Source organism: Haloferax sp. AB510, assembly GCF_024136985.1.
Classification (GTDB): domain Archaea; phylum Halobacteriota; class Halobacteria; order Halobacteriales; family Haloferacaceae; genus Haloferax.
Map to the genome: position 1 here is coordinate 1 of NZ_JAMYJY010000016.1, position 24,112 is coordinate 24,112.

General features: G+C 65.0%; 22 protein-coding genes, 1 tRNA gene and 2 pseudogenes. 16 read left to right on the plus strand and 9 right to left on the minus strand.

Going from position 1 to position 24,112, the window contains the following annotated elements; genetic code table 11:
* Positions 1 to 166 (minus strand): annotated as a pseudogene (locus tag NKF06_RS04900) (halocyanin); the annotation flags it as partial.
* Positions 167 to 251: 85 nt separating this feature from the next.
* Positions 252 to 1,082, minus strand: coding sequence for a hypothetical protein (locus NKF06_RS04905; protein ID WP_042663517.1), 831 nt, complete (start codon positions 1,080 to 1,082; stop codon positions 252 to 254).
* 241 nt (positions 1,083 to 1,323) lie between these two features.
* On the opposite strand from NKF06_RS04905, the gene NKF06_RS04910 reads away from it, so the two are divergent.
* On the plus strand, positions 1,324 to 1,806 hold the full coding sequence (locus NKF06_RS04910) for a hypothetical protein (protein ID WP_008092321.1): 483 nt from the start codon (positions 1,324 to 1,326) through the stop codon (positions 1,804 to 1,806).
* A 4-nt stretch (positions 1,807 to 1,810) separates the two neighbouring features.
* On the opposite strand, the gene nth is transcribed toward NKF06_RS04910, so the two are convergent.
* On the minus strand, positions 1,811 to 2,494 hold the full coding sequence (nth, locus tag NKF06_RS04915) for an endonuclease III (RefSeq protein WP_058828062.1): 684 nt from the start codon (positions 2,492 to 2,494) through the stop codon (positions 1,811 to 1,813).
* Between the two features lie 146 nt (positions 2,495 to 2,640).
* Between nth and NKF06_RS04920 the strand changes: the two genes are divergently transcribed.
* Both NKF06_RS04920 and NKF06_RS20980 read left to right on the plus strand, forming a co-directional pair.
* Positions 2,641 to 3,393 carry a DUF998 domain-containing protein gene (locus NKF06_RS04920; protein ID WP_253244698.1) on the plus strand — a complete coding sequence of 251 codons (753 nt, stop codon included), beginning with the start codon at positions 2,641 to 2,643 and terminating at the stop codon, positions 3,391 to 3,393.
* Between the two features lie 62 nt (positions 3,394 to 3,455).
* Positions 3,456 to 3,590: a hypothetical protein gene (locus tag NKF06_RS20980; protein ID WP_256364947.1), complete on the plus strand. Its 135-nt coding sequence runs from the start codon at positions 3,456 to 3,458 to the stop codon at positions 3,588 to 3,590.
* An 83-nt stretch (positions 3,591 to 3,673) separates the two neighbouring features.
* Here the strand turns inward: NKF06_RS20980 and NKF06_RS04925 are convergent, their stop codons facing one another.
* Positions 3,674 to 4,891 carry a proteasome-activating nucleotidase gene (locus NKF06_RS04925; RefSeq protein ID WP_004971162.1) on the minus strand — a complete coding sequence of 406 codons (1,218 nt, stop codon included), beginning with the start codon at positions 4,889 to 4,891 and terminating at the stop codon, positions 3,674 to 3,676.
* Between the two features lie 171 nt (positions 4,892 to 5,062).
* Here NKF06_RS04925 and NKF06_RS04930 point away from each other — a divergent pair, with 171 nt between their 5' ends.
* The 4 genes and pseudogenes from NKF06_RS04930 to rad50 all read left to right on the plus strand — a co-directional run bounded on the left by NKF06_RS04930 (position 5,063) and on the right by rad50 (position 9,777).
* Positions 5,063 to 5,332, plus strand: a complete 270-nt coding sequence (locus tag NKF06_RS04930) for a helix-turn-helix domain-containing protein (protein ID WP_058828063.1) — start codon at positions 5,063 to 5,065, stop codon at positions 5,330 to 5,332.
* A gap of 26 nt (positions 5,333 to 5,358) precedes the next feature.
* Positions 5,359 to 5,760, plus strand: a complete 402-nt coding sequence (locus NKF06_RS04935) for a hypothetical protein (protein ID WP_253244699.1) — start codon at positions 5,359 to 5,361, stop codon at positions 5,758 to 5,760.
* Positions 5,757 to 7,099, plus strand: a pseudogene (gene mre11 / locus NKF06_RS04940) (DNA double-strand break repair protein Mre11). Before NKF06_RS04935 ends, mre11 begins: the two are co-directional and overlap by 4 nt.
* Complete coding sequence (gene rad50 / locus NKF06_RS04945; protein ID WP_253244700.1) at positions 7,096 to 9,777, plus strand: DNA double-strand break repair ATPase Rad50; 2,682 nt, start codon at positions 7,096 to 7,098, stop codon at positions 9,775 to 9,777. The pseudogene mre11 and the gene rad50 overlap by 4 nt, the downstream one beginning before the upstream one ends.
* A gap of 24 nt (positions 9,778 to 9,801) precedes the next feature.
* Here rad50 and NKF06_RS04950 read toward each other — a convergent pair whose 3' ends face one another.
* Genes NKF06_RS04950 through NKF06_RS04960 form a run of 3 tightly spaced genes read right to left on the minus strand, consistent with a single transcriptional unit; the run spans position 9,802 to position 11,055 of the window.
* Positions 9,802 to 10,230 (minus strand): hypothetical protein, encoded by a 429-nt coding sequence (locus NKF06_RS04950; RefSeq protein ID WP_253244701.1) that lies wholly within the window; start codon positions 10,228 to 10,230, stop codon positions 9,802 to 9,804.
* 27 nt (positions 10,231 to 10,257) lie between these two features.
* On the minus strand, positions 10,258 to 10,821 hold the full coding sequence (locus NKF06_RS04955; protein ID WP_253244702.1) for a hypothetical protein: 564 nt from the start codon (positions 10,819 to 10,821) through the stop codon (positions 10,258 to 10,260).
* A gap of 48 nt (positions 10,822 to 10,869) precedes the next feature.
* Positions 10,870 to 11,055, minus strand: a complete 186-nt coding sequence (locus tag NKF06_RS04960; RefSeq protein WP_004972572.1) for a hypothetical protein — start codon at positions 11,053 to 11,055, stop codon at positions 10,870 to 10,872.
* A 105-nt stretch (positions 11,056 to 11,160) separates the two neighbouring features.
* Between NKF06_RS04960 and NKF06_RS04965 the strand changes: the two genes are divergently transcribed.
* From NKF06_RS04965 to NKF06_RS05000, 8 genes are all read left to right on the plus strand, one after another.
* Positions 11,161 to 15,171, plus strand: coding sequence for a DNA polymerase domain-containing protein (locus NKF06_RS04965; protein WP_253244703.1), 4,011 nt, complete (start codon positions 11,161 to 11,163; stop codon positions 15,169 to 15,171).
* 218 nt (positions 15,172 to 15,389) lie between these two features.
* The gene (locus NKF06_RS04970) at positions 15,390 to 16,295 is read left to right on the plus strand and encodes an ABC transporter ATP-binding protein (protein WP_042663526.1); all 906 of its coding nucleotides are present in this window, start codon (positions 15,390 to 15,392) and stop codon (positions 16,293 to 16,295) included.
* 12 nt (positions 16,296 to 16,307) lie between these two features.
* Positions 16,308 to 17,738, plus strand: coding sequence for a Fe-S cluster assembly protein SufB (sufB, locus tag NKF06_RS04975; protein ID WP_004044077.1), 1,431 nt, complete (start codon positions 16,308 to 16,310; stop codon positions 17,736 to 17,738).
* 3 nt (positions 17,739 to 17,741) lie between these two features.
* On the plus strand, positions 17,742 to 18,950 hold the full coding sequence (sufD, locus tag NKF06_RS04980) for a Fe-S cluster assembly protein SufD (protein ID WP_058828072.1): 1,209 nt from the start codon (positions 17,742 to 17,744) through the stop codon (positions 18,948 to 18,950).
* Between the two features lie 167 nt (positions 18,951 to 19,117).
* A complete protein-coding gene (locus NKF06_RS04985) occupies positions 19,118 to 19,609 on the plus strand; it encodes a hypothetical protein (protein WP_004972568.1) in 492 nt (163 codons plus the stop codon).
* A gap of 4 nt (positions 19,610 to 19,613) precedes the next feature.
* Entirely contained in the window at positions 19,614 to 20,066 is a 453-nt protein-coding gene (locus NKF06_RS04990) for a metal-dependent transcriptional regulator (protein ID WP_253244704.1), read from the plus strand.
* 133 nt (positions 20,067 to 20,199) lie between these two features.
* Positions 20,200 to 20,303: transfer RNA gene (locus tag NKF06_RS04995), tRNA-Gln, on the plus strand.
* 156 nt (positions 20,304 to 20,459) lie between these two features.
* Positions 20,460 to 21,218, plus strand: a complete 759-nt coding sequence (locus tag NKF06_RS05000) for an FkbM family methyltransferase (RefSeq protein ID WP_253244717.1) — start codon at positions 20,460 to 20,462, stop codon at positions 21,216 to 21,218.
* Between the two features lie 39 nt (positions 21,219 to 21,257).
* Here the strand turns inward: NKF06_RS05000 and NKF06_RS05005 are convergent, their stop codons facing one another.
* Positions 21,258 to 21,977: an alanyl-tRNA editing protein gene (locus NKF06_RS05005; protein ID WP_253244705.1), complete on the minus strand. Its 720-nt coding sequence runs from the start codon at positions 21,975 to 21,977 to the stop codon at positions 21,258 to 21,260.
* Positions 21,978 to 22,172: 195 nt separating this feature from the next.
* Here NKF06_RS05005 and NKF06_RS05010 point away from each other — a divergent pair, with 195 nt between their 5' ends.
* Positions 22,173 to 22,862, plus strand: a complete 690-nt coding sequence (locus tag NKF06_RS05010; protein ID WP_253244706.1) for an HD domain-containing protein — start codon at positions 22,173 to 22,175, stop codon at positions 22,860 to 22,862.
* Between the two features lie 133 nt (positions 22,863 to 22,995).
* On the opposite strand, the gene NKF06_RS05015 is transcribed toward NKF06_RS05010, so the two are convergent.
* A complete protein-coding gene (locus NKF06_RS05015; RefSeq protein WP_253244707.1) occupies positions 22,996 to 23,985 on the minus strand; it encodes an NAD-dependent epimerase/dehydratase family protein in 990 nt (329 codons plus the stop codon).
* Positions 23,986 to 24,112: the final 127 nt, after the last annotated feature.

Sequence of the window (24,112 nt, forward strand, 5' to 3'; positions counted from 1 at the left end):
GACCGCGGAGGTCTTCGTAGCCTCCGTCGATGCCGTCGAGGTAGCCACCGAAGTCGGGTTGAACCTGCGCTCCACCGCCGCCTTCCTGCGCAGCAGCGGTCCCGGCGGCAGCGGTCGCGGCGGCTGTCGCACCGCCAGCCGTTCGGAGAAACTCCCGCCTTTTCATACGGTCGTTCGTCAGGATGGGACGCGCTTAAACCCACCGACTATGCCGTCACGGAGGGTGTTTCCGAGGCGGGTTCGCGTCGGGCTCAGCCCTCAGAACTGGGGGCGTCTCGCTCGGGGGGCTCGATCAGGGACGCGACGTTCTCGTCCCCGTCGAACGTCGGGACGAACTCGGGGCGCGACCCGCCTTCGAGACCCATGACGCGGAGCCTGTCTCGGTACTCTTCGGCGCGGAAGCGATCCGAGAGCCGGGCGTTCGCCACGACGACGAAGAGGAAAAAGCCGATGACGAGAAAGCCCAGTCCGGCGAGCGGCGCGATAATCGAGTCGAGGTCGGGGAGGATGAGCCACGCCCCGATGAGCGCGAAGCCGCCAAGCAACTGGCCGAACGCGACGATTTGGAGCATCCGATTCCCGAAGTCGCCGGTCCCCTGTGCGACCTCTTCGGGTTCGGGGAGTCTGACGGTCTCGGGCGCGTCGTTCACCTCGAAGTCCTCCATCGAACAGAGCGCGACGGTCGGTTTCACGTCGCGGAGGACGGTCCCCTCGCCCTCGACGCTCCCGTCCGGGTAGACGACGGCGTAACCCTCGTCTGAGTACGCGAGAATCCGGGGCTCGCCGTCTTCGGTCACGCGTTCGAGGACGGCAAACACCTCGCGAATCGCGACCCGGTAGCGGAGTTCCTGTTCGACGCGGTCGAGCAACTCCTCGCCGACGACCCACGAGTCGGGGTCGAACGCGGCGTCCCACTCTTCGGGGGTCATCTTCGCCATGTCGGCCGGGCCGAAGTTCTCGAAGTCGTACTTGGCTTCGACCTCCTCGCGGAGGGCCGCGAGCTCCGCGTCGGACATCGCGGCGTCGGCGTCCGCGTCCGGTGACGAGCCGTCGTCGGCCGGGGCGGAAGACGAGTCTGACATCGCCCCGGAGTAGGGTCCACGCCGGTAAACGTGTTCCGACCCCGAGCGCGTTCGTCGCGGGCGACTCGCCGCGCGACGCTCTGAAACCCGGCGTCCAGTTGGTCCGGCGCTCGAAAACTGTGGTTCGAAACTCGAATCCAAGTCGTTGCGGCCGACGTTCGACCCCCGCTCCGTGGTTTAGCGCTCGAACGGGGCGCAGCGCATCGGTCCCTTTAGGCCGACCGGGTTCTAACGCCGTGCGATGGCAGACGAGACCACGCTCGCCACGCTCGCCGCGATTACCGTCACGGCCAGCTTCCCGTTTTACCTCTACGGCGCGTGGATAATGATCGACGCCGAGACGGTGTCGTGGGACGTGCTCGTCTACCACCTCAAAATCATCTTCCCCGGGCTCGTGTTGAACACGGTCCCGGTCGTCACCTGGATGCTCCCGCGGCTCTTTCAGCAACTCAACGGCCTCAGCGCCCTCCACGCGATTCTCGGCCTGCAGGCGTACGCGATGCTCATCTTCGCGCTCACGGGAATCGTCCGCATCTTCCAGGCTAAGTGGGAGGCCGACCTCTACCGCGACCCGGACCAGGACGTGTCGCTCGACGACCTCCACGAGAACATGGGCGCGTGGCGCGGCCGCCTCCGCGTCGGCGTTTTCGGCTACGTTATCTTCTGGGTGTTCGCGTGGCTGCTCGGTATCTACCGCTACCTGAGCGGCTACGTGTTCGTCTGAGCGCTCACCACGCCTCGCCGCTGGCGAGGTCGACGTTGTGGTCGAGCTTCGACGAGGGGCAGACGTCTTCGAGCACGCAGGCGTCGCAGTCCGGGTTTCGCGCGTCGCAGACGGCCCGGCCGTGGCTGATGAACAGGTGGGTGAACTGCTGCCAGTCGCGTTCAGGGACCACCGGCATCAGGTCCTCCTCGATTCGCTCGGGGTACTCCTCTTCTGTCAGACCGAGTCGGCGCGAGAGCCGCTGGACGTGGGTGTCGACGACGATGCCCTCCACGATGTCGTGGCCGTGCTGGAGGACGACGTTCGCGGTCTTCCGGCCGACGCCGGCGAGGTCGGTCAGCGCCGACATGGTGTCCGGAACCTCGCCGTCGTGCTTCTCGATGATGTCCGCGCACGCGGAGCGGATGTACTTCGCCTTGTTGTTGTAGTAGGTGATGGAGCTGATGTCGTCGGCCAGTTCCTCCTGGTCGGCGGCGGCGTAGTCCGCGGCGTCGTCGTACTTCTCGAACAGCTCCGCGGTGACCTTGTTGACGCGCTCGTCGGTACACTGTGCCGAAAGCATGACGGCGATGAGCAGTTCGAGGCGGTTCGAGTAGGAAAGCGAGATGGTGGTGTCGGGGTACTCCTCGTACAGTCGGTCGAGGACCTCCTCGGCCTGCGCCTCGCGGCTTTCGAGTGGCGTGCCCATACCTGTGGGTGCGACCCGGTCGGTTTCAGTCGTTCGGGTTGGGGCGAGGGGTGCGGGTTCCCGACCACCCGGATTCTCGCGGTCTAAGAGCCAGCGTTCGGTGTTATCGACGCGTCAGTCGTCTAGGCGAACGGAGAGTGAGACCAATGACACCGACCACCGACTCCCGAGGGGACGGCAGTCCGCCGACCGAGACGCGACCCGAACGAATCTCCGAGACGCCGGGGGCACACGACCACCGGCGCGAGCGGTTCGTCGCCGGCGCGTTGCTGTTCGCGTTCGGCCTGCTCGCGTTCATGGGAATCATCACTGCCGAGGCGTTCTATCCCGGCTACAACGCGGGTGTACAGGAGATAAGCGACCTCGGTGCGACGAGGCCACCCAACAGCGTCATCCTCCAGCCGTCGGCGACGATTTTCAACGCGACGATGATACTTTCGGGGCTGTTAGTCCTCGGCGCGAGCTACTTCGCACACCGGGCGTTCCGCGACCGCGTCGTCACCGCCGCCGTCGCCGCGCTCGGCATAGGCATCCTCGGCGTGGGTATCTTCGACGGGAGCGAAGCCCCGATGCACGGGCTGTTCGCGCTCCTGACGTTCTTCGCCGGCGGCGTCTCCGCGGTCGTCGCCGCGCGGGTCATCGAGACCCCGTTCCGATATCTCTCGGTCGCGGTGGGCGGGTTCGTCCTCGCCCTCTTGGTGAGTATCTTCGCGTTCGGCCTCCTCGGTCTCCCGCACCCGCTTTCGCTCCTCGGCGCGGGTGGTCTCGAGCGCTACGTCGTCTACCCGGTGCTCCTGTGGTTCATCGGCTTCGGCGGCTACCTGATGGGGGCCGCGCCGGAGACCGGTTCCGTTGACCCGACCGACTCCGCGCCCGCAAACACGCCCGGCTCCCGCTGACACTCCCGATTCGATCGCACGAATACCGACGATTTATTATTCACGACCGCGACCCACCGAGCATGTCCGCGCTCGAACTCCCCGGCCGGCGCGAATCGTGGCTGACCGCGGCCGCGACGCTCGGCGGCTACGGTCTCATCCTGACTGCGATGTTCCTCGCGTTGTTCGTGCTTCCGTACTTCGCGTTCGCCGCGTAGTCACTCGGCGGTCGGCGTCACGCGAAAAGCGAAGGCGGAATCGAAGCCCGAAACGGAACGGGACGGAACGCGACTCGCGTCGGTTACGCGAACGCGCGGGAGACTTCCGTCTCGTCCGAGGCTTCCTGCTGAATCTTCTCCCAGGCGTCGAGGAAGTCCTGCATGTATATCTCCGTGCGGTCGTCGCGGATGGCGAACATCCCTGCCTCCGTACAGACGGCCTTGATGTCGGCACCGGAGGCGTTGTCGGCCATCTCGGCGAGTTCGACGAAGTCCACGTCGTCGGAGACGTTCATCTTCCGGGTGTGAATCTGGAAGATTATCTCGCGGCCGTCCTCGTTCGGCTTGGGCACCTCGATGAGGCGGTCGAACCGGCCGGGCCGGAGAATCGCGGGGTCGAGCATGTCGAAGCGGTTGGTCGCCGCGATGATGCGGATGTTGCCGCGCTCGTCGAAGCCGTCCATCTCGGCGAGCAGCTGCATCATCGTGCGCTGGACCTCGGCGTCGCCGGAGGTCTTCGAGTCCGTGCGCTTCGAGGCGATGGCGTCTATCTCGTCGATGAAGATGACGGCGGGCTCGTTCTCGCGGGCGACCTCGAATAGGTCGCGGACGAGCTTCGCACCCTCGCCGATGAACTTGTGCACAAGCTCGGAACCGGCCATCTTGATGAACGAGGCGTTCGTCTGGTTGGCGACGGCCTTCGCGAGCATCGTCTTGCCCGTGCCCGGTGGGCCGTACAGGAGGACGCCGGACGGCGGGTCGATGCCCACCTTCTCGAACATCTCGGGGCGGTCGAGCGGCATCTCGACCGTCTCGCGGACCTCCTGCATCTGCTCTTCGAGTCCGCCGATGTCCTCGTAGGTCACGTCGGGGCTGTGTTCGACCTGCATCACGCGAGCCCGGACGTCCGTCTCCTTGTCGAGCCGCTTGACGATAGAAAGGGAGTTGTTCACGGCGACGCGCGCGTCGGGTTCGAGTTCCTCGCGCATCTCGTCTGTCACTTCGGTGAGGGCCTCTTGGTTGTTACCGTGCTGCTTGATGATGACCCCCTCGTCGGTGATTTCCTGAACCGTCGCAACGAAGAGCGGCGACTGCTTGAGCTTCTTGTTCTCGTGGGTAAGCCGCTCGAGCTTCTGTTGATACTTGTTGTTCTCGGCGTTCGTGTCGAGGAGCTTGTCGCGCATCTCCTCGTTCTGCGTTTCGAGAACTTCGAGCCGCTCTTGAAGGGCGGTGATCTTCTCCTGCTGCGACGCCGAGTCCTTATCGTAGGGGAGATCGACGTCGTCCACAGTATCGGTCATCATCCGGCATAGGGTGCAGGTTCATAAGAGGCTTCGGGTGTGTGAGGGATTCGCCGCCTAGGGGGCGTCTCCCGCCCGGATGACGAGTCTGACGTACGTCACATAAATTCTCCTCAGTAATAAATCTGGATAGCAAATATTATCTAATAGCATTGCATGGTGTCTCGTACGATGAGCACCACGGAAGCAGTCGAACGCGAGTCCGAGCCCCAGTCAGACGACCGGTGGGAATCGGTTCGAGACATGCCCCCGAGCGCGAAGTTGGTCGCGAAGATTCTCGACTACGAGGACACGCTCACCCAGAGTCAAATCGCCGAAGAATCGCTTCTGCCCCCGCGTACCGTCCGATACGCGCTCTCCCGGCTAGAGGACGAGGGCGCGGTCAATTCCCGATTTTCCTTTTCCGACGCGCGCAAGCGCCTCTACACGCTCAACATTTAAATCCGAACGCGCGGCCACGTGGTCGCATGTCTTCGCCCGCTCCCGATGCCGTCGGCCGCGCGCTCTCCGCGCTCGCCGACGGCGATACCGACGACCGACCCGGGTCGCGTTCGCCAGCCGAAGTCGTCGCCGACGCGCGAAACGCCTTCGAGTCGCTCCATTCTGCCGCCCGCTTTCTCTCCGACGGAGGCGAACTGACACTCCGCAGAGCGGTCGGCGAGGCCGCCCGCCGCGGACACCACGACTGCGCGCGCGCCGGGCGGACGCTCCTCGCGGATCTCGACCGTCTACGCGGCGCGCTCGGCGACCCGGCCGACGAGTCGGACCGGGGCTCCTGCGTCGCTCAGCGGCGACTGCGGGACGCCGACCACTTTCGCTCCGGTCGCACAACCGTTTTCAGCGGCGGTGGCGAACCGGTTGATAGATGACACGGGTGATACACACCGGCGACACCCACATCGGGTATCAGCAGTACCACTCGCCGGAGCGCCGACAGGACTTCCTCGACGCCTTCGAGCGGGTCGTCGCGGACGCGCTCGACGGGGACGTGGACGCCGTCGTCCACGCGGGCGATCTCTACCACGACCGCCGTCCCGAACTCCCCGACCTCCTCGGGACGCTCGCTGCGCTCCGCCGTCTCGACGACGCTGGGATACCCTTCCTCGCCATCGTCGGCAACCACGAGTCGACCCGCGGGGGCCAGTGGCTCGACCTCTTCGAGCGCCTTGGACTGGCGACGAGACTCGGACGCGCCCCCCACGTCGTCGGCGACGTGGCCTTCTACGGTCTCGACCACGTCCCGCGCTCGCGCCGAGACGAACTCGATTACCAGTTCGAACCGCACGACGCCGGGCGCGCGGTGCTCGTCGCCCACGGTCTGTTCACGCCCTTCGCGCACGCCGACTGGGAGACCGAAACCGTCCTCGCCGAGTCGAACGTCGACTTCGACGCGGTCCTCCTCGGCGACAACCACGTCCCCGACACCGCCGAACTCGACGGGACGTGGGTGACCTACTGTGGGTCGACCGAACGCGCGAGCGCGAGCGAGCGCGACCCACGCGGGTACAACCTCGTCCAGTTCGCGCCCGACGAGGTCGACATCCGCCGGCGCACCCTCGAAACACGCCCGTTCGCCTTCGTCGAGGTCGACCTTGCCGGCGACGAGGGTATCGAGCGCGTCCGTCAGCGCGTCCGTGAGTTCGACCTCGAAGACGCGGTCGTCATCGTCGAACTGCGGGGCGAAGGCGAGAGCGTCACGCCCGCGGCGGTCGAGTCGTTCGCCGTCGAGGAGGGCGCGCTCGTCGCCCGCGTCAACGACAAGCGCGACATCGACGACGCGCCGAGCTGGCGACCGACGTGACCTTCGCCGACCCCGACGACGCGGTGCGCGAGCGGGTCCGTGAGATGGGCCTGTCGAGCGCCGCCCTCGACGTGGACGAGACGGTCCGCGCGAGCAAGGTCGCCGACTCGAACGTCCGCGACGAGGTCCGCGAGCGCGTCGAATCGCTGCTTTCGGACGACCCCGGCGCATTCGTCGCCGTCGAGAGCCAGGATGGTATCGAGAGCGACGACGGCGTCGAGGACGGGGATTCGGAGGCCGCCGAGGACGCGGCGGACGCTGCGGACGTGGAAGCCGCCGAAGACGCGACCGAGTCCGACACAGAAACGACGACCGAGACCACCGCTGAAACGACGACCGAATCCGACTCGGAGGCCGCCGCGGACCCGGCGGCGAGCCGCGACAGTTCGCTGGGTGATTTCGCGTGAGGTTCACCCGCATCGCCATCCGGAACTTCAAACCCTACGAGGACGCCGAACTCGACCTCCGAGACGGCGTTACAGTCATCCACGGTGTCAACGGCAGCGGCAAGTCGTCGCTCCTCGAAGCGTGCTTCTTCGCGCTCTACGGCTCGAAGGCGCTCGCGGGGACGCTCGAAGACGTGGTGACCACGGGCGCGGACGACGCCGAAATCGCGCTCGAATTCGTCCACGACGGCGGCGAGTACCGCATCGACCGCCGGATTCGCGTCTCCGGGGACCGCGCGACCACCGCCAAATGCGTCCTCGAAGGCCCCGAGGGAACCGTCGAGGGCGCGCGAGACGTTCGCCGGCACGTCGCGTCGCTCCTGCGGATGGACGCCGAGGCGTTCGTGAACTGCGCGTACGTCCAGCAGGGCGAGGTCAACAAGCTCATCAACGCGACGCCGAGCCAGCGCCAGGACATGATAGACGACCTCCTCCAACTCGGAAAGCTCGAGACGTACCGCGAGCGCGCCGGCAACGCCCGGCTTGGGGTCGAAGACGTGCTGACGAAAAAGCGGAGCGTCCTCGAAGACGTCGAGTCGCAAATCGAGACAAAAGAGGACGCGGACCTCCACGCGACGCTCAACGCGCTCGAATCCGAACTCGACTCCCTCGACGAGGAGATTTCGAACTACGAGGGCCAGCGCGACAAGGCGAAGGCGGCGCTCGACGCCGCCGAGGCGACGCTCGACGAACACGCCGAAAACCGGGAACGGCTCGATGAGGTCGAGTCGGCAATCGAGGACTTGACCGCGAAAATCTCCGCAGACGAGACGAAGCGTGACGACCTCTCGGAGCGTATCCGCGAACTCGACGCCGCCATCGACGACCTCGAATCCGACATCGGCGACGCCCTCGACCGGGCCGACCTCGACGACGCGAGCGATGAGGCGATTGCCGGCGCACGGGAGGCGCTTTCGGAGCGCGAATCCGAACTGCGTGACGACCTCTCCGAGGCGCGGACGCGAGCGCAGGCGTTCGAGACGCAGGCCGAGCGGCTCGCCGAGCGCGCCGACGACCTCGAATCGCGCGCCGAGGAGAAACGCGAGGCCGCCGCCGCCGACGCGGAGACCGCCGCCGACGCCGAGCGAGAACTCGAATCGTTCCGCGAGACGCGCACGGAGCTTCGGTCGTCGCTCGACGACGCCGAAGCGCGGTTCGAAGACGCCCCCGTCGAACTCGGTGAGGCAGCCGACCTCCTCGAACAACGACGCGAGGCGCGGTCCGACGCCCGCGAGTCGCTCGCGGAGACGGAGACCGAACTGAAGAACGCGCGCGAGCGCCTCGCCGAGGCCGAGCGCCTCCGCGACGCGGGCAAGTGCCCCGAGTGCGGGCAGCCGGTCGAGGGCTCGCCCCACGTCGACGCCATCAGCGAACGCGAGGCCGCCGTTGAATCGCTGGAAGCCGACCTCGACTCGCTCGAATCGGACGTCGAGTCGCGCTCGGCGGCCGTCGAGGCGGCCGAAGCACTGGTCGAAATCGAGAACCGCGCGGGCTCTCAGCGCGACAAACTCGACCTCGTCGAAGAACGTATCGCCGACCGCGAGGAGACCGTCGAGAGCCGCCGCGAGGCCGCCGAAGAAAAGCGCGAGGCGGCCGCGGAACTCGAAGCTGAGGCCGAGGAGAAACGCGAGGCCGCGACGACGCAGGCCGAGCGGGCCGAGGAGGTCGCGGAGACGGTCGAGTCGCTCGAAGCGGACCTCGAAGCACTCGACGAGCGGCGCGACCGACTCGACCGCGTCGAGTCGCTGGTCGACGCGCGAGCCGAAAAAATCGACGCGCGGGACCGGCTCCGAGAAAAGCGCGAGACGCTCGCCGAGGTGAACCGCGAGCGCCGCGAACACCTCCGAGAGCGCCGCGAGCGCCGCGACGAACTCCGCGAGACGGTCGACGAGGAGGCGGTCGAGGGAGCGAGACAGCGCAAGGAGAACGCCGCGGAGTACCTCGAACGGGTCGAAGACGAGGTGTTGCCCGAGCTGCGTGAGAAGCGCGACGAACTCCAGAGCCGCGTCGGCGGTGTCGAGGCCGAACTCGAACAGTTGGACGGCCTCCGGGAGCGCCGTGAACATCTCTCCGAGCGCGTCGACGCCCTCGAATCGGTCCACGACGAGGTGTCGACGCTCGAATCGACCTACGGCGACCTCCGGGCGGAGCTTCGCCAGCGGAACGTCGAGGTGCTCGAACGGATGCTCAACGAGACGTTCGACCTCGTCTACGCCAACGATGCCTACTCGCGCATCCGACTCGACGGCGAGTACGGCTTGACGGTGTTCCAGAAGGACGGCACCGCACTCGAACCCGAACAGCTCTCGGGCGGCGAGCGCGCGCTGTTCAACCTCAGCCTCCGGTGTGCCATCTACCGGCTCCTCGCCGAGGGTATCGACGGCGCGGCCCCGCTCCCCCCGCTCATCCTCGACGAACCGACGGTCTTCCTCGACGACGGCCACGTCTCGCGGTTGGTCGACCTCGTCGAGGACATGCAGAACCGCGGCGTCAAGCAGATTCTCATCGTCAGTCACGACGACGAACTGGTCGGCGCGGCCGACGACCTCGTCCGCGTGGAGAAGAATCCGACGACGAACCGCTCGACGGTCGAGCGGACTGACGCGCCGACCGTCGAGAGCGTGCTCGCGGACGACTGAGGGCGGTCGTTCCTCTCTCGGCGCTTATTCGCCGGCTCGCAGCAGTGCAACCCCTTCTTTCGCGGCATCGGTCGCTTCGTAGCCGCGCTCCCCGTAGACCGTGGTCTCGGCGACGAGACCCGCGACCCGGAACTCGGTCAGGAGGCCATGAAGGTCGCTCTCGCAGAGGTCGTAGGCCCCGAGGAGGTCGACCACGGGGAGTGGCCCGCGGTCGACGAGGTCGACGAGCAAGCCCAGTCCGCGCTCGGTCGGGACCGCGACGAGTATCTTCCGGACCGGCTCGGGGACGGCGCGCGCGGCGGTTTCGAGTGGGGACTCGCCGCTCACGGATTCGAGGTCGTCGTTCGGCAGGTACTGCTCCTCGCCGGTCTTCGGGTCGCGGACGCGGCTGGCGTCGCTCGACTGCTTGACGAGGAGGTACATCCGGCCGTCTGGCCCGCGGACGGTTCGCATACGTCTCGGCGAAGGGCGCGGCGACTGTTAGCGGTTGCGCTCGGGAGCGTCTTCGTCGGTGTCGCTTACGTCACCGGCGTCCGCATCATCATCGTCGTCTGTGCCGTCCTCCTCGTCCCGCCACTCCCCCCGCTTGAACTCTCGGTAGATGGAGTAGACGCGGACGAGCACGACCGCGCCGAACAGAAACAGGCCGCCGCCGAGGAGCGTGTCGCCGCGGAAGTAGACGAGCATCGGACCCACCGTGAGTCCCGCGAGGCCGACGTTCGCGAGCACGACGCTCGCCCAGAACAGCCGGGCGACCTCGGGATTCACGTCGGGGGAGAACTCCGGTGCGTCGCCCCCCTCGTCACCCGCGCTGTCCCCACCGTCGTCGGCGTCTTCGCCGGGGATGCGAACGCGGGGAATCGTCGGGAGTTCCTTCTCGGGGTTCCCCCAGCGGGCTTCCGGGTCACCCCAGCGGGCCTCGGGGTCGCCCCACCGTTTTTCGGGGTCGATCTTCGAGGCCATGTCCGACGAGGGACGCTCCGCGTCGTCGTCCCCGTCGGCCGCGTCGGCGGATGTTCCCTCGCGTCGCTCGTCGTCCGTCACGCTCCCGTCGAGACGCCGTGCCGAGAAAAAGTGTCCGTTTCGGCCGAGTCAGGCGCAGTCGTCGAGGCGCATCGACCGCGATGCCTCGACCCACGCGAGTGGGTTCTCCGCGTCATAGAACACCACGCCACCGTCGATATCGTAGGATTCGACCGTCTCGGCTCCCGTCGGACCAGCCGGTCCGTCGCCGTCGATCGTGCCATCCCACCGCTCCGGAGTTGCGTGGTCGGTCATATCGTGTGACAAGGAATGTCACACACGGATATATGTCTTTCCGTGGTTCGGGGTGCGGTTCGTGGAAACGCCGGGGTTTTTAGCCGCGCCATCGAAGCGACTGGCATGACGCAGACGGGTCTGACCGACTTCGGGGGGAACGACGCTGACGGCGCGGGCGACGCGCGGCCTGACGAGGAGGCCGCCATCGTCGCCGGCGACGCCGGCCAGCACGTCTCCGACGTCATCGACACGGACGAGGTGCGGTTTCCCGACCCGGACGGGACGGTCGAACTGGCCGTCACACAGGTCGACTACACCATCGAGGGCGCGGGCCGAGACGAGTACCCCGTGATTCACATCTTCGGTCGGACGGCGGACGACGAGACCGAACACGTCCGCGTGCTCGGGTTCCGGCCGTACTTCTACGCACCCACCGCCAGCCTCGACGACGACGCGCTCGACAAGGACGTTATCACCGGCACCGACGACGGCTACGAGAGTATCCGTGGCGAGGAACTGACGAAGATTTTCGGTCGCACTCCCCGCGACGTCGGCCAGATTCGCGACGAGTTCGACCACTACGAGGCGGACATCCTCTTTCCGAACCGCCTGCTCATCGACAAGGACATCAAGAGCGGCGTCCGCGTCCCCGAGCGCCGCCTCGACGACGGGACGATTCAGATTCCCCATCAGGAGGTCGCCCCCGCGGAGGTCGACGCCAACCTCCGGGTGAACACCTTCGACATCGAGGTCAACGACCGGAACGGCTTCCCCGAGGATGGCGAAGAGCCGATTATCTGCCTCACCAGCCACGACTCCTATCGCGACGAGTACGTCGTCTGGCACGCCGTCGCCGAGGAGGGTCTCGGCAAGCGCCCCGACTCGTTGCCGAACTACGAGTTCCTCGGGGAGGACGCGGACGTGGAGGTCAGGACGTTCGACGAGGAGGCAGAGATGCTCGACGCCTTCCTCTCGTACATCGAAGAGACCGACCCCGACATCCTTACCGGGTGGAACTTCGAGGACTTCGACGCGCCGTACTTCCTCGACCGGTTGGAGGAAGTCGACCCGACGACCGACCTGAACCTCGACTACAACCGCATGTCGCGGCTCGGCGAGGTCTGGCGCGGCGGCTGGGGCGGCCCGGACATCAAGGGTCGCGTCGTCTTCGACCTGCTGTACGCCTACAAGCGCACTCAGTTCACCGAACTCGAATCCTACCGCCTCGACGCGGTCGGCGAACTCGAACTCGACGCGGGCAAGGAGCGCTACTCGGGCGACATCGGCGACCTCTGGGAGGAAGACCCCGAGCGCCTGCTCGAATACAACCTCCGCGACGTGGAGTTGTGCGTCGAAATCGACCGGAAACAGGACATCATCGCCTTCTGGGACGAGGTGCGGACGTTCGTCGGCTGTAAGCTCGAAGACGCGCCGACGCCCGGCGACACCGTCGACATCTACGTCCTCCACAAGGTCCACGGCGAGTTCGCGCTCCCCTCGAAGGGGAAACAGGAGTCGGAGGACTACGAGGGCGGTGCCGTCTTCGACCCCATCACCGGCGTCAAGGAGAACGTCACGGTGCTCGACCTGAAGTCGCTGTACCCGATGTGTATGGTGACCATCAACGCATCGCCGGAGACGAAAGTTGACCCCGAAAGCTACGACGGAGAGATGTTCCGCGCGCCCAACGGGACGCACTTCAGAAAAGAGCCAGACGGAATCATCCGTGAGATGGTCGACGAACTGCTCGGCGAGCGCGAGGAGAAGAAAGGTCTCCGAAACGAACACGAACCTGGAAGCTCCGAATACGAGCAGTTCGACCGCCAGCAGGCCGCGGTGAAGGTCATCATGAACTGCTTTTCCTCGGACACCGAGGTCCTCACCCCCGACGGCGTTCGAAACATTCGCGATCTCGACGTCGGAGACGACGTGTACTCACTCGACCCAGAGACCATGCGGATGGAAGTCAAACCGGTCGTCGAGACCCACGAGTACCCCGACTACCGCGGTGAGATGGTCGACATCCAAACGAGTAAGACGGACTTCAGTGTCACGCCGAACCACCGAATGCTGGTCCGTAAAGACGACAAAAACGGCGCGTCGTGGGACGACTTCCGGTTCGTCGAGGCCGGAGACCTGAACGGGTCGTCGCACTACGAACTACCCCATGGGTGGGACGGGCCGACCGGGACACAACTCGACACGGTGGACCTTACCGAACTCCTCGAAGGAGAGTACGAAGTCTGGGCGAACAACGACGTCCATGGTCATACGCTCGCGGCCGAACTGGGCTGGTACCCGGATAAAATCGTGAAGAGCGATGTCGGGGAGACGGGATACGTCTTCTCAGCTGAGGAGTTCGAGGAATATCGAGAGTACCTCGACGAGCACTGTTCACAGTTTTACATCCACAGCGAACGTGGACGGAAATGGATTCCCCGCTTCTACGACGGTGGCGACTTCCTCGAACTCCTCGCGTGGTACATTACCGAGGGGTCGGTGTACGCGTCTGAGGACAAACAGTTCGGGGAGAACTTCCGCGGAAGCTCGACAACCATTACCATCGCCCAGGACGCCATCGCAGACGGTGGTGACCGAGGCGACCACACCGAAATTGGCGTACTCCTCGACCGAATGCAGTTCGACTATTACGTCGACGAGCGTGGCTATCAGTTCACCTCTCGTCTCCTCGGTCGCTGGTTGGAGGGAACGTGCGGCGAGAACAGCTTCGAGAAGCACCTACCAGAACTCGTGTTCGAGGCAAGCCGCGAACAAAAAGAGCGGTTCCTCGACACGCTCGTCGCGGGCGACGGCGACCGACAGGTGAACAGTTGGCGCTACACAACATCGAGCGAGCGGCTTCGTGACGATGTCCTCCGTCTCTGTGCGCACCTCGGAAAAACGGCGAGCTACAACCACGACAGCGGTTCGTGGCGCATCTACTGTACCGAAGGTGGGAAAAACAGCTTCCGAATGCATCGTTCAGGCGGGCGGAGTGAGGCTGAAGACGGTGCATACTGCGTGACTGTTGCCGACAACCACACTCTCCTGGCCGGTCGAAACGGGAAATTCCAGTTCGTTGGCCAGTCGCTCTACGGTGTCCTGGGATGGGACCGGTTCCGACTCTATGATAAGGAGATGGGGGCCGCGGTCACCGCAACCGGTCGAGAGGTCATCGATTACACTGACGAGGTCGTCACGAACGAGGGATACGAAGTCGTCTATGGAGACACCGACTCGGTTATGTTACAGTTGGGTGACATCTCCCCCGACGAGGTCCGCGACGACATCGAAGTCACCGACGAGATGCGAGAGAAACACCCCGGGATGGACGACGAGGAACTGGAAACCATCGCCGCGACCATCAAAAAAGGGTTCGAACTCGAAGATGTAATCAACGGCTCGTACGATCAGTTCGCTCTCGAGCAACTCGACGCGGAGTTCCACCGCTTCCAGATCGAGTTCGAGAAGCTCTACCGGCGGTTCTTCCAGGCGGGCAAGAAAAAGCGCTACGCGGGCCACATCGTCTGGAAGGAGGGAAAGCACGTCGACGACATCGACATCACTGGCTTCGAGTACAAACGGTCGGACATCGCGCAGATAACCAAAGAGGTCCAGAAGAACGTCATCGACATGATCGTCCACGGCGAGGACACCGAGGTCATCAAGGACTACCTCCACGACATCATCACCGACTTCGAGGCGGGGAACCTGCCGCTCGAACAGGCCGGCATTCCCGGCGGAATCGGCAAGCGCCTCTCGGCGTACGAGACGCCGACCGCACATGTCCGCGGCGCGCAGTACGCCAACGCCTTCCTCGGGACGAACTTCGGGCGGGGCTCGAAGCCGAAGCGGGTCTACCTCAAGAAAGTCCACCCGTCGTGGTTCCGTGAGATGGAGACCGGCGAGTTCGACCCGCAGGTCGACGATCTCTACCGCGAGTTCAAACGCGACCCCGACGTCATCTGCTTCGAGTACGCAGACCAGATTCCCGAGGCGTTCGAAGTCGACTGGGATACGATGCTCACCAAGACGCTCGAGGGGCCGATCTCCCGCGTTATCGAGGCGCTCGGGATGTCGTGGGACGAGGTGAAAAGCGGACAGGAACAGACCGGCCTCGGGAGCTTCATGTGATCGGTCGTATCACCGGGTAATGAAACCATATTCGGTTACGCAGTGGTCGGGACCGTAACGGTGTTCGGCTGTCCAAAACCCGGACGCGCGTCGCGAACCGCCGTGATTTTTTGCGGATTTGAAAACAAATTTTCTTTCTACAAAAGGTGGCGGGGGTGAATGCGCAAGCATTATGGGCGATACTCCCCACCCTTCGAGTACGAGGCAACGAACCAACGATGGCAACTCTCGAGATCAAGAACCTCCACGCACGAGTCGCGGAGGAAGACGGTGAGCAGATTCTGCGAGGTGTCGACCTGGAAGTCAAATCCGGCGAGATCCACGCGCTGATGGGTCCCAACGGGTCCGGCAAGTCTACGACTTCTAAAATTATCGCCGGCCACCCCGCCTACGAGGTAACCGACGGCGAAATCCTCCTCCACCTGGAGGACGACGACTTCGGTGACCTCGAAATTCCGGACGACGCCCGCACGTGGAACCTTCTGGAACTGGAGCCGAACGAGCGCGCCGCGCTCGGCATCTTCCTCGGCTTCCAGTACCCCGCGGAAATCGAGGGCGTCACCATGACGAACTTCCTCCGCACCGCGCTCAACGCGAAGATCGACGAGCGCGAGGAGCTCCTCTTCGGCGAGGACGACGAGGAAGAAGAAGAGGAAGCCGGCTACGACACCTCCCCGATGGAGGGTAACGTCGACGACGGCGAAGTCGGCGTCGCCGAGTTCCAGAAGCTCCTCAAAGAGAAGATGGAGCTGCTCGACATGGACGAGAAGTTCATGCAGCGCTACCTCAACGCCGGGTTCTCCGGCGGCGAGAAGAAACAAAACGAGGTCCTTCAGGCCGCGATTCTCGAACCGTCGATTGCGGTTCTCGACGAGATCGACTCCGGTCTCGACATCGACCGCCTGCAGGACGTCTCGAAGGGTATCAACGCGCTGCGCGACGAGCAGGGCACGGGTATCCTCCAGATCACTCACTACCAGCGTATCCTCGAATACGTCGAGCCGGACCACGTCCACATCATGCTGGACGGCAAGGTCGTCAAGAGCGGCGACGCCTCGCTCGCGTCCGAACTCGAAGACAAAGGCTACGACTGGGTCCGTGAGGAAGTGTACGAAGCCGCGTAATCCCCCAACATCATGAGTTCCGACCAAGACCACCTCAAAGAGACAGACACGGAAGCTCGCTTCGAGTTCAAGAAGGAGCAGAAGGCCGCGTTCGTGGCCGAGAAGGGTCTCACCGAAGAGACCATCCGCGTCATCTCGGAGGACAAAGACGAGCCCGAATGGATGCTCGAGCGCCGCCTTCGCGCGCTCAAGCAGTACCAGAAGATGCCGATGCCGACCGACTGGCCCGGCCAGCCCGACCTCTCCGAGGTCAACGTGGACGAGATCGTCCCGTACATCCGCCCCGACGTGGAAGTCCGCGGCGGCGTGGACGACTGGCGTGACCTGCCGGACGACATCAAGGACACCTTCGACAAACTGGGTATCCCGGAAGCCGAGAAGAACGCCCTCTCGGGCGTCGGTGCCCAGTACGAGTCCGAAGTCGTCTACCAGAACATGCAGGAGCGCTGGGAGGAGAAAGGCGTCGTCTTCATGAACATGGACCAGGCGGTCCAGGAGCACGAAGACATCGTCAAGGAGTACTTCATGACGAAGTGCGTCCCTCCGAGCGACAACAAGTTCGCGGCGCTTCACGGCGCTATCTGGTCCGGCGGCTCGTTCGTCTACGTCCCCGAGGACGTGACGGTCGAGATGCCGGTGCAGGCGTACTTCCGCATGAACTCCGAGGGCATGGGCCAGTTCGAGCACACGCTCATCGTCGCGGAGAAGGGCTCCGAAGTCCACTACATCGAGGGCTGTTCGGCACCGAAGTACTCCGCGTTCAACCTCCACTCCGGCGGCGTCGAAGTGTTCGTCGGCGAGGACGCCCACGTCCAGTACTCGACCGTCCAGAACTGGTCGAAGAACACCTACAATCTGAACACCAAGCGCGCCATCGTCGAGAAGGGCGGCCGCATGGAGTGGATTTCGGGCTCGATGGGCTCGAAGGCCACCATGCTGTACCCGGCCTCGATTCTGAAGGGCCGCGGCGCCTCCGACAACCACATCACCATCGCCTTCGCGGGCGAGGGCCAGAACATCGACACCGGCGCGAAGGTGTACCACAACGCCCCCGAGACGAAGTCGACCATCGAGTCGAAGTCCATCTCGAAGGACGGTGGCCGCACGAACTACCGCGGTCTCGTCCACATCGCCAACGGCGCGAAGAACTCCTCGACTGCGGTCGAGTGTGACGCGCTCATGTTCGACAACGAGTCCACCTCGGACACGATGCCGTACATGGAGATCAACGAGTCCACGGTGGACGTCGCCCACGAGGCGACCGTCGGCAAGATCGGCGACGAGGACATCTTCTACCTCCAGTCGCGCGGTCTCGACGACGATGACGCGAAGCAGATGATCGTCTCCGGGTTCATCGAACCCATCACGGAGGAACTGCCCATCGAGTACGCGGTCGAACTCAACCGACTCGTCGAACTCGAGATGGAGGGTAGCCTCGGATAACCAATGAGTGCGCAACTTCCCGCAAACCTGTCCGCAGAGACGGTACGAGAGATTTCGGACGCACGGGACGAGCCGGAGTGGCTCCTCGAGGCCCGCCTCGAAGCCCTCGAAGCACTCGACGAGCTCGAACTGCCTGACGTCATCCAGACGCCCGGTCGCCGCTGGACGAACCTCGAAGCGCTCGACTTCGAGTCGCTCGTCGACCCGCTGAACCAGGCCGACGAGACGACCCGCGAGTCGCCCGAGGGCGTCGTCGTCCTCCCCTTCACGGAGGCGCTCTCCGAGTACGGCGACCTCATCGAGGAGCGCTTCGGTTCCGTCGTCGACCCCAAGTCGAACTACCTCACCGCCCTCTCGGCGGCGCTGTTCACGACGGGCACGTTCATCTACGTCCCCGAGGGCGTCGACGCCGAGGACGTGAAGATTCGCGCCGAGATGAACTCTCGGTCGCTGTTCAGCCACACGCTCGTCGTCACCGAGAAATCCTCGTCGGTCACCATCCTCGAAGCCATCGAGTCCGGCGACAGCGTCGACGACGCGCGGTACTTCTCGAATCTCGTCGAAATCGACGCGGGCGAGAACTCGTACGTCCAGTACGGCTCCCTGCAGAACCTCGACGAGGAGACGTACACGTACTCGCTCAAGCGCGCCGACGCCGGTACCTACTCGACCGTCAACTGGATCGAGGGGAACCTCGGCTCGCGGCTCACCCGCAGCGACGTCGAGACCGAACTCAACGGCGAGGCGTCGGAGACGAAAATCGTCGGCGCGTTCTTCGGTCACGACGACCAGCACCTCGACGTGAACGCCCGCGTCTGGCACAAAGCCGAGAACACGACGGCCGACCTCGTGACCCGCGGCGTCCTCGACGACGAGGCGCGCTCGGTGTACGAGGGCGTCCAGGACGTCGGCCGCGACGCGTGGAGCACGAACTCCTACCAGCGTGAGAACACGCTGATGCTCTCGGACCAGTCCGAGGCCGATGCGTCGCCGAAGCTCATCATCAACAACCACGACACCGAGGCGTCTCACGCCGCCTCCGTCGGGCAGGTCGACGCCGAGGACCTCTTCTACATGGTCTCTCGGTCCATCCCCGAAGAACAGGCCCGTAACATGCTCGTGGAGGGCTTTTTCGTCCCCGTCCTCGAAGAGATCGCAGTCGACGAGTTCCGCGACGACCTCGAGGAACTCATCGCGGCCCGCCTGCGGTAGGCAGACCGCTCCGCGGCGCGGCTTCGCCGACCGTTTTTTCGCCGTTTCGCCGATCGATTCTTCCCGCCTCGCCGACCCGCGAGGGAACCGCTTAAGTCGGTTACTCTCGGAGAGGTGTGTATGTACGTCGCGGGACCGTGTCTTCGAACGGTGAGGGGGACGAGTCCGTGAGCGTCGGGTATCAGGTCACCTCGGACCACCAGCTCGCCCGACTCCTCCAGATCGGTATCGTCCTCGAAGAGGTCGTGGAGGCGCGCGCCTACCACCACCACGAGGAACTCGGCGAAGACGCGCTCGACGAGGAGGTTCGAGCCCTGCTTTCGCACGCCGCCGAGGAGTCCGCCGACCACCGCGAACGCCTCGAAGCCGTCATCGACCGGCTGGAGGTCGACAGCGTCCCCTTCGAGGAGATCGAGGCGCTGGTCGAAGCCCAGTACGGCCAGACGAAACCCGAGGACTTCGACGGCGTCCTCTACGACCAACTCTGTAACGAGGAGACCGCCTACAAGTTCTACGACGACGTCATCGAGGCCATCGAGGCGAGCGACGCACAGTTCTCTATCGACCGCGAGGAGCTCGTCGCGACGCTGTCGGCGATTCGCGAGGAGGAAGCCGAGGGCGTAGAAGAAGTGACGCGAATCATGGAAGACCGCGAGTGAAATGATGAACACGGCAGACCAATACGTCAAGGCGATTTACCTGCTGCAGGAGATGGAGAACGGTCCGGCAGCCACCGGCGCGCTCGCGGACATGATGGAGGTGAGCCCGGCGAGCGCGAACGAGATGATCGGCAAACTCGAATCCCGTGGCCTCGCCGAACACGAGAAGTACAAGGGCGTCACCCTCACCGACGAGGGCATCGTCCGCGCCCGCAACGCGCTCCAGACCTACTGCATCATCGAGCGCTTCCTCTCGAACGTCCTCGACGTCGAGGAGTTCCGCGCGGAGGCCCGCGATCTCGAACCCGTCATCGACGGGATGATCGCGGAGCGACTCGACACCATCATCGACCGCAACTCCGAGTGTCCCGACTGTTTCGACCCCGAGACGGACGCCTGCGAGTATCTCGACGTGTGCGGTGCGGAACCCGAGACGGAGACGGAAGTCGCCGATTAATCGCCGCCGCCGACCGACCGGAACCGAAGCGTTTTCATTTACCAGCGGATAACCGACGAGTGCGCAGTCCCGTGGTGGTGAGCAATCTCGAAGAGATTGCGAGGCACAGGGGACGAGTGAACGACGTGACCGAAGTCCCGTGGTGTAGTGGCCAATCATAGCGGCCTTTGGATTGGTACGGTTCATTGCGTGCCGAGAAGACAGCCGCTGACGGCGGTTCGAATCCGCCCGGGACTACTCAAACTTCTCCGACGAACTAACGCGAAGAGCGCGTCGCGTAGCCACGATTCGACTCTCGAAGCACCGGCCAGATGACACACGGAGCCCCGTCACCGCCGAGTGATTTTTATCGGCACACAATGACAATACACTAACGTGTCTCTGCTGCATCCGGTGTCGGCCGCTCGCCACCTCGCGTACTCCCTCCACTACGCGCTCGTCCGGGCGAACTACGAGCGACGGCTCGTCGCCACGAAGAAGCACGTCGGGCGGACGAGTTTCAGGAGCTACGAACTGTACAACCGCCACGGCAACGACGTGCTCCTGCAGGCGCTGTTGCTCGGTCTCGACGACGGTGACGTCGTGGTCGACGTGGGCGCGAACACGGGTACCTACACGCTCGCGGTCGCGGCCAGCGAGTCCTCTACGCGGGTGGTCGCCGTCGAACCGCACCCCGAGGTCGTCGGCCAGTTGCGGTCAAACGTCGAGGTGAACGACTTCGGCGACCGGGTCGACCTGCTCGACTGCGGCCTCGGTGACGCCGACGAGTCGCGTGAGTTCCATCTGTCGAGCTACGACGAACTGGGCTCGTTCTCGCGGGACCACGCCAGCGCGTGGGAGGCGCAGATCGTCGACACGGCGTCGGTGTCGATGCGACGGCTCGACTCGCTCGTCGATTCCGGGAGGGTCCCACCGCCGGACCACCTGAAGGTTGACGTCGAGGGGTTCGGTCTGAACGTGCTCCGGGGGGCGGAAACGGTCCTCCGCGAGCACCGACCGACGGTGTATTTCGAACTGCACGACGCCCGCGGGAGCCACGACGAGGCGGCGGCGAAGGCTCTGCTCCGTGATTCGGGCTACGAGCTAGTCCCGGTCAAGGAAGGGTGGGTGTGCGAGCCGCGGGCGCGGGCCGAGGCGGCCCAGTCGACGTAGTCGCGGGCGGTCAGTTGGGTTCAGCCGGGGTCGAATCGGCTATTCGAGGACGAAGTTCACGCGCTCGTGAGTCGAGCCTTGGGTCGTCCGGCCGGTGACGGAGACCGTGCCGATGTCGCCCGTCGCCGAGACGTGCGTCCCCGCGCAGGCGGTCCGGTCGAAGGGGTCGTCAGCGTCGCCGATTTCGACGATTCGAACCTCCCGAATCGACTCCGGAAGCAGATGCAGTCGGGTTCGTTCGGGGTCGAGCGTCGCCTCGGCCTCCTCGCGGTCGAGGCTGTACCACCGGACGGGGAGGTCGGACGCGACGAGGTCGTTCAGGCGCGTCTCGATGGTGCGGAGGTCGTCGCCGTCGAAGCGGTCGTAGGCGCAGTCGAGGTGCGCGTGGTCGGCGTACAGTTGGTTGCCGGTCGTCTCGGCGTCGAACTCGTCGAGGAGGACCGCAGAGAGGAGATGCTGAGCCGTATGGTAGCGGCTGTGGGCGCGCCGCCGCGCCGCGTCGACGCGTCCGGTGACGGTCGTCCCCGGTTCGGGCGCGTCGCCCGCGACGACGTGTTCGATTCGGTCGCGTTTCCGTACGTCCGTTACTGCTAACCGCTCACTGTCGACCGAAATCGTCCCCGTGTCGTTCGGTTGGCCGCCGCCGGTGGGGTAGAAGTAGGTCCGGTCGAGAACGACGCGGTCGCTGCCGCGGACTGTCTCGACGGTCGCCTCGAACTCGTGTGTCGTCGCGTCGTCGAGGTATCGTGCTTCGGTCACGGCGGGGACGACGCGGTCGGTCGAGTTAACTCCCGCCGATGCGGCACCGAGTCACACTGCCGCCCACGAGACCCGGTCTGTTCGCCCGAGAGCACGGTTCGCGCGACTCAGGGTGGTCGTAACGCCTAAGAGTGGAACGACCCTCATTCCGTGTAATGAGAATACGCACGTGCCAACACCTACGGAGGTTCTGCCGTGGGCGTTGAAATCAAAGAGTCGGCCGTCTCTGACGCGGAGTTCGAGGATATGAAGCGCTTCGTCTCGGACTATCTCTCTGCGAGCGTCGAAAACGAAGACGACGGCGGGCGGATGCGCTGGTACCCGTGGCACTCCGCGGAGTACCGGTTCAACCACATCCTCAACGTCGTCGACCTCGCGACGCGCATCGCCGACCGCGAGGGCGCGGACGTGGACGTCGTCCGCGTCGCCGCGCTCTTTCACGACATCTCGAAGCTCGAAGCCGACCAGGAGGTCCACGCCGAGGAGGGCGCTCGCGTCGCCCGCGAGTTCCTCAGCACCCACGGCGACTACCCCGAGTCGTTTGTCGAGCAGGTGTGTCAGGTCGTCTCCGACCACTCGTATCAGGGGCCGCTGACGGACGTGTCGCTGGAGACGCGCTGTCTCATCGAGGCCGACATCCTCGACAAAATCGGCGCGAACGGCACCGCGCTGATGCTCCTGCGGATGGGCTATGAGGCCCGGACGCACATGGACGCCGCCGAGATGGTCGAGCGCGTCTTCGAACGCGGCCGCGACGCCTCCGAGCGTCTCGAAACCGACACCGCCCAGAGCTTCGCCCACCAGCGGCTCAAGCGCGTCAAGTGGTTCCGCGAGTGGCTCGAAGACGAGGTCCCCGAGATGGACCACGACGGCCAGTTCAACTGAGCGACGGCACGGTCGTCGTCTTCGTTTTTCGAAGAAAACGACTCAGCGAAGCGCTCTGCTTCTCCAGCGACAGCGTTGTCGGCGCATCGGGCAAACGCAAACGTCGGCCCGCTGACGCGGAGCGCCGACGCTCTCAGAGCGTGTCGAGAATCGAGAGCACGCGTTCTTCGGCCTCGCGGCCGGGGTCGTGTTCGGAGCCGTCGCGGTCGCTCTCGCGGTGGTCGGCGACCGACCGGCGCATCGCCTCCTCGACGGGGGTAGACCCCCAGCCGAGACGGGCCAGTTTGTCCGTCGCGAGGACGTGGGGGTAGTCGCGGTAGAGGATGAAATCATCCATCGAGAGGTCCGTCGCGGCGAGTTCGCGCTCGCCCGCGTGGACGACCTCGACGTCGGTGCCCGCGGCGTCGGCGATGACTTCGACCATCTCTTCGAGCGTGACGAGCCGCCTGTCGCCGACGTTGTAGGCCTCGCCGGCCTCGCCCTCCTCGGCGACGACGCGCATCGCGCTCGCCACGTCCTCGACGTAGGCGCGGTGCCAGACGTTCGTTCCGTCGCCGGGGACGACGACGCGGTCGTAGTTCAGCACGCGGTCGATCCAGTAATCGAGTCGCTCGGTGTAGTCCTCGGGGCCGTAGACGATACAGGGGCGGACGGACATCGCGTTGATTCCCCGGGTGGCCGCTTCGAAGACGACGCGGTCGCCCTCGGCCTTCCGCGGGCCGTAGCTCGCGCCCGAGTCGTCGGTCGCCTGCTCGTCGGTGCAGTCGCAAAGCGGCGTCTCGCCCTCGCGCTTCGGGATGACTTCGGCCCCGTAGGCCGCGCCGCTGGAGATGTAGACGTAGGCGTCCACGTCGGCGAAGATATCGACCGCCGAAGCGACCTCCGCGGGCTTGTACGCCACGCAGTCGAACACCGCGTCGGGGTCGACGGTCAGTTTTGCGGTCCGGAGCGCCTCGTCGTCGGTTCGGTCGCCCTGCACGTGCTGGACGCGCGGATCGTCGTCGAAGGGGTTGTCGTGGTTGCCGCGGTTGAAGATGGTCACGGCGTAGCCGTTGTCGAGGAGTTCCGAGACGAGGTGGCGGCCGATGAATCGCGTGCCGCCGATGACGAGTGCGTTGTCCATGTCTCGGACGAGGGCGCGCGCGGTGAAAAACGTGGGAGAATCGGTGGCGGGTGCCGGTTCGAGGGGACACGCAGCGAAACGCTCAACTGCGACGGATTGCACGTCTCGTGTCCGACTGTTGCAGTCG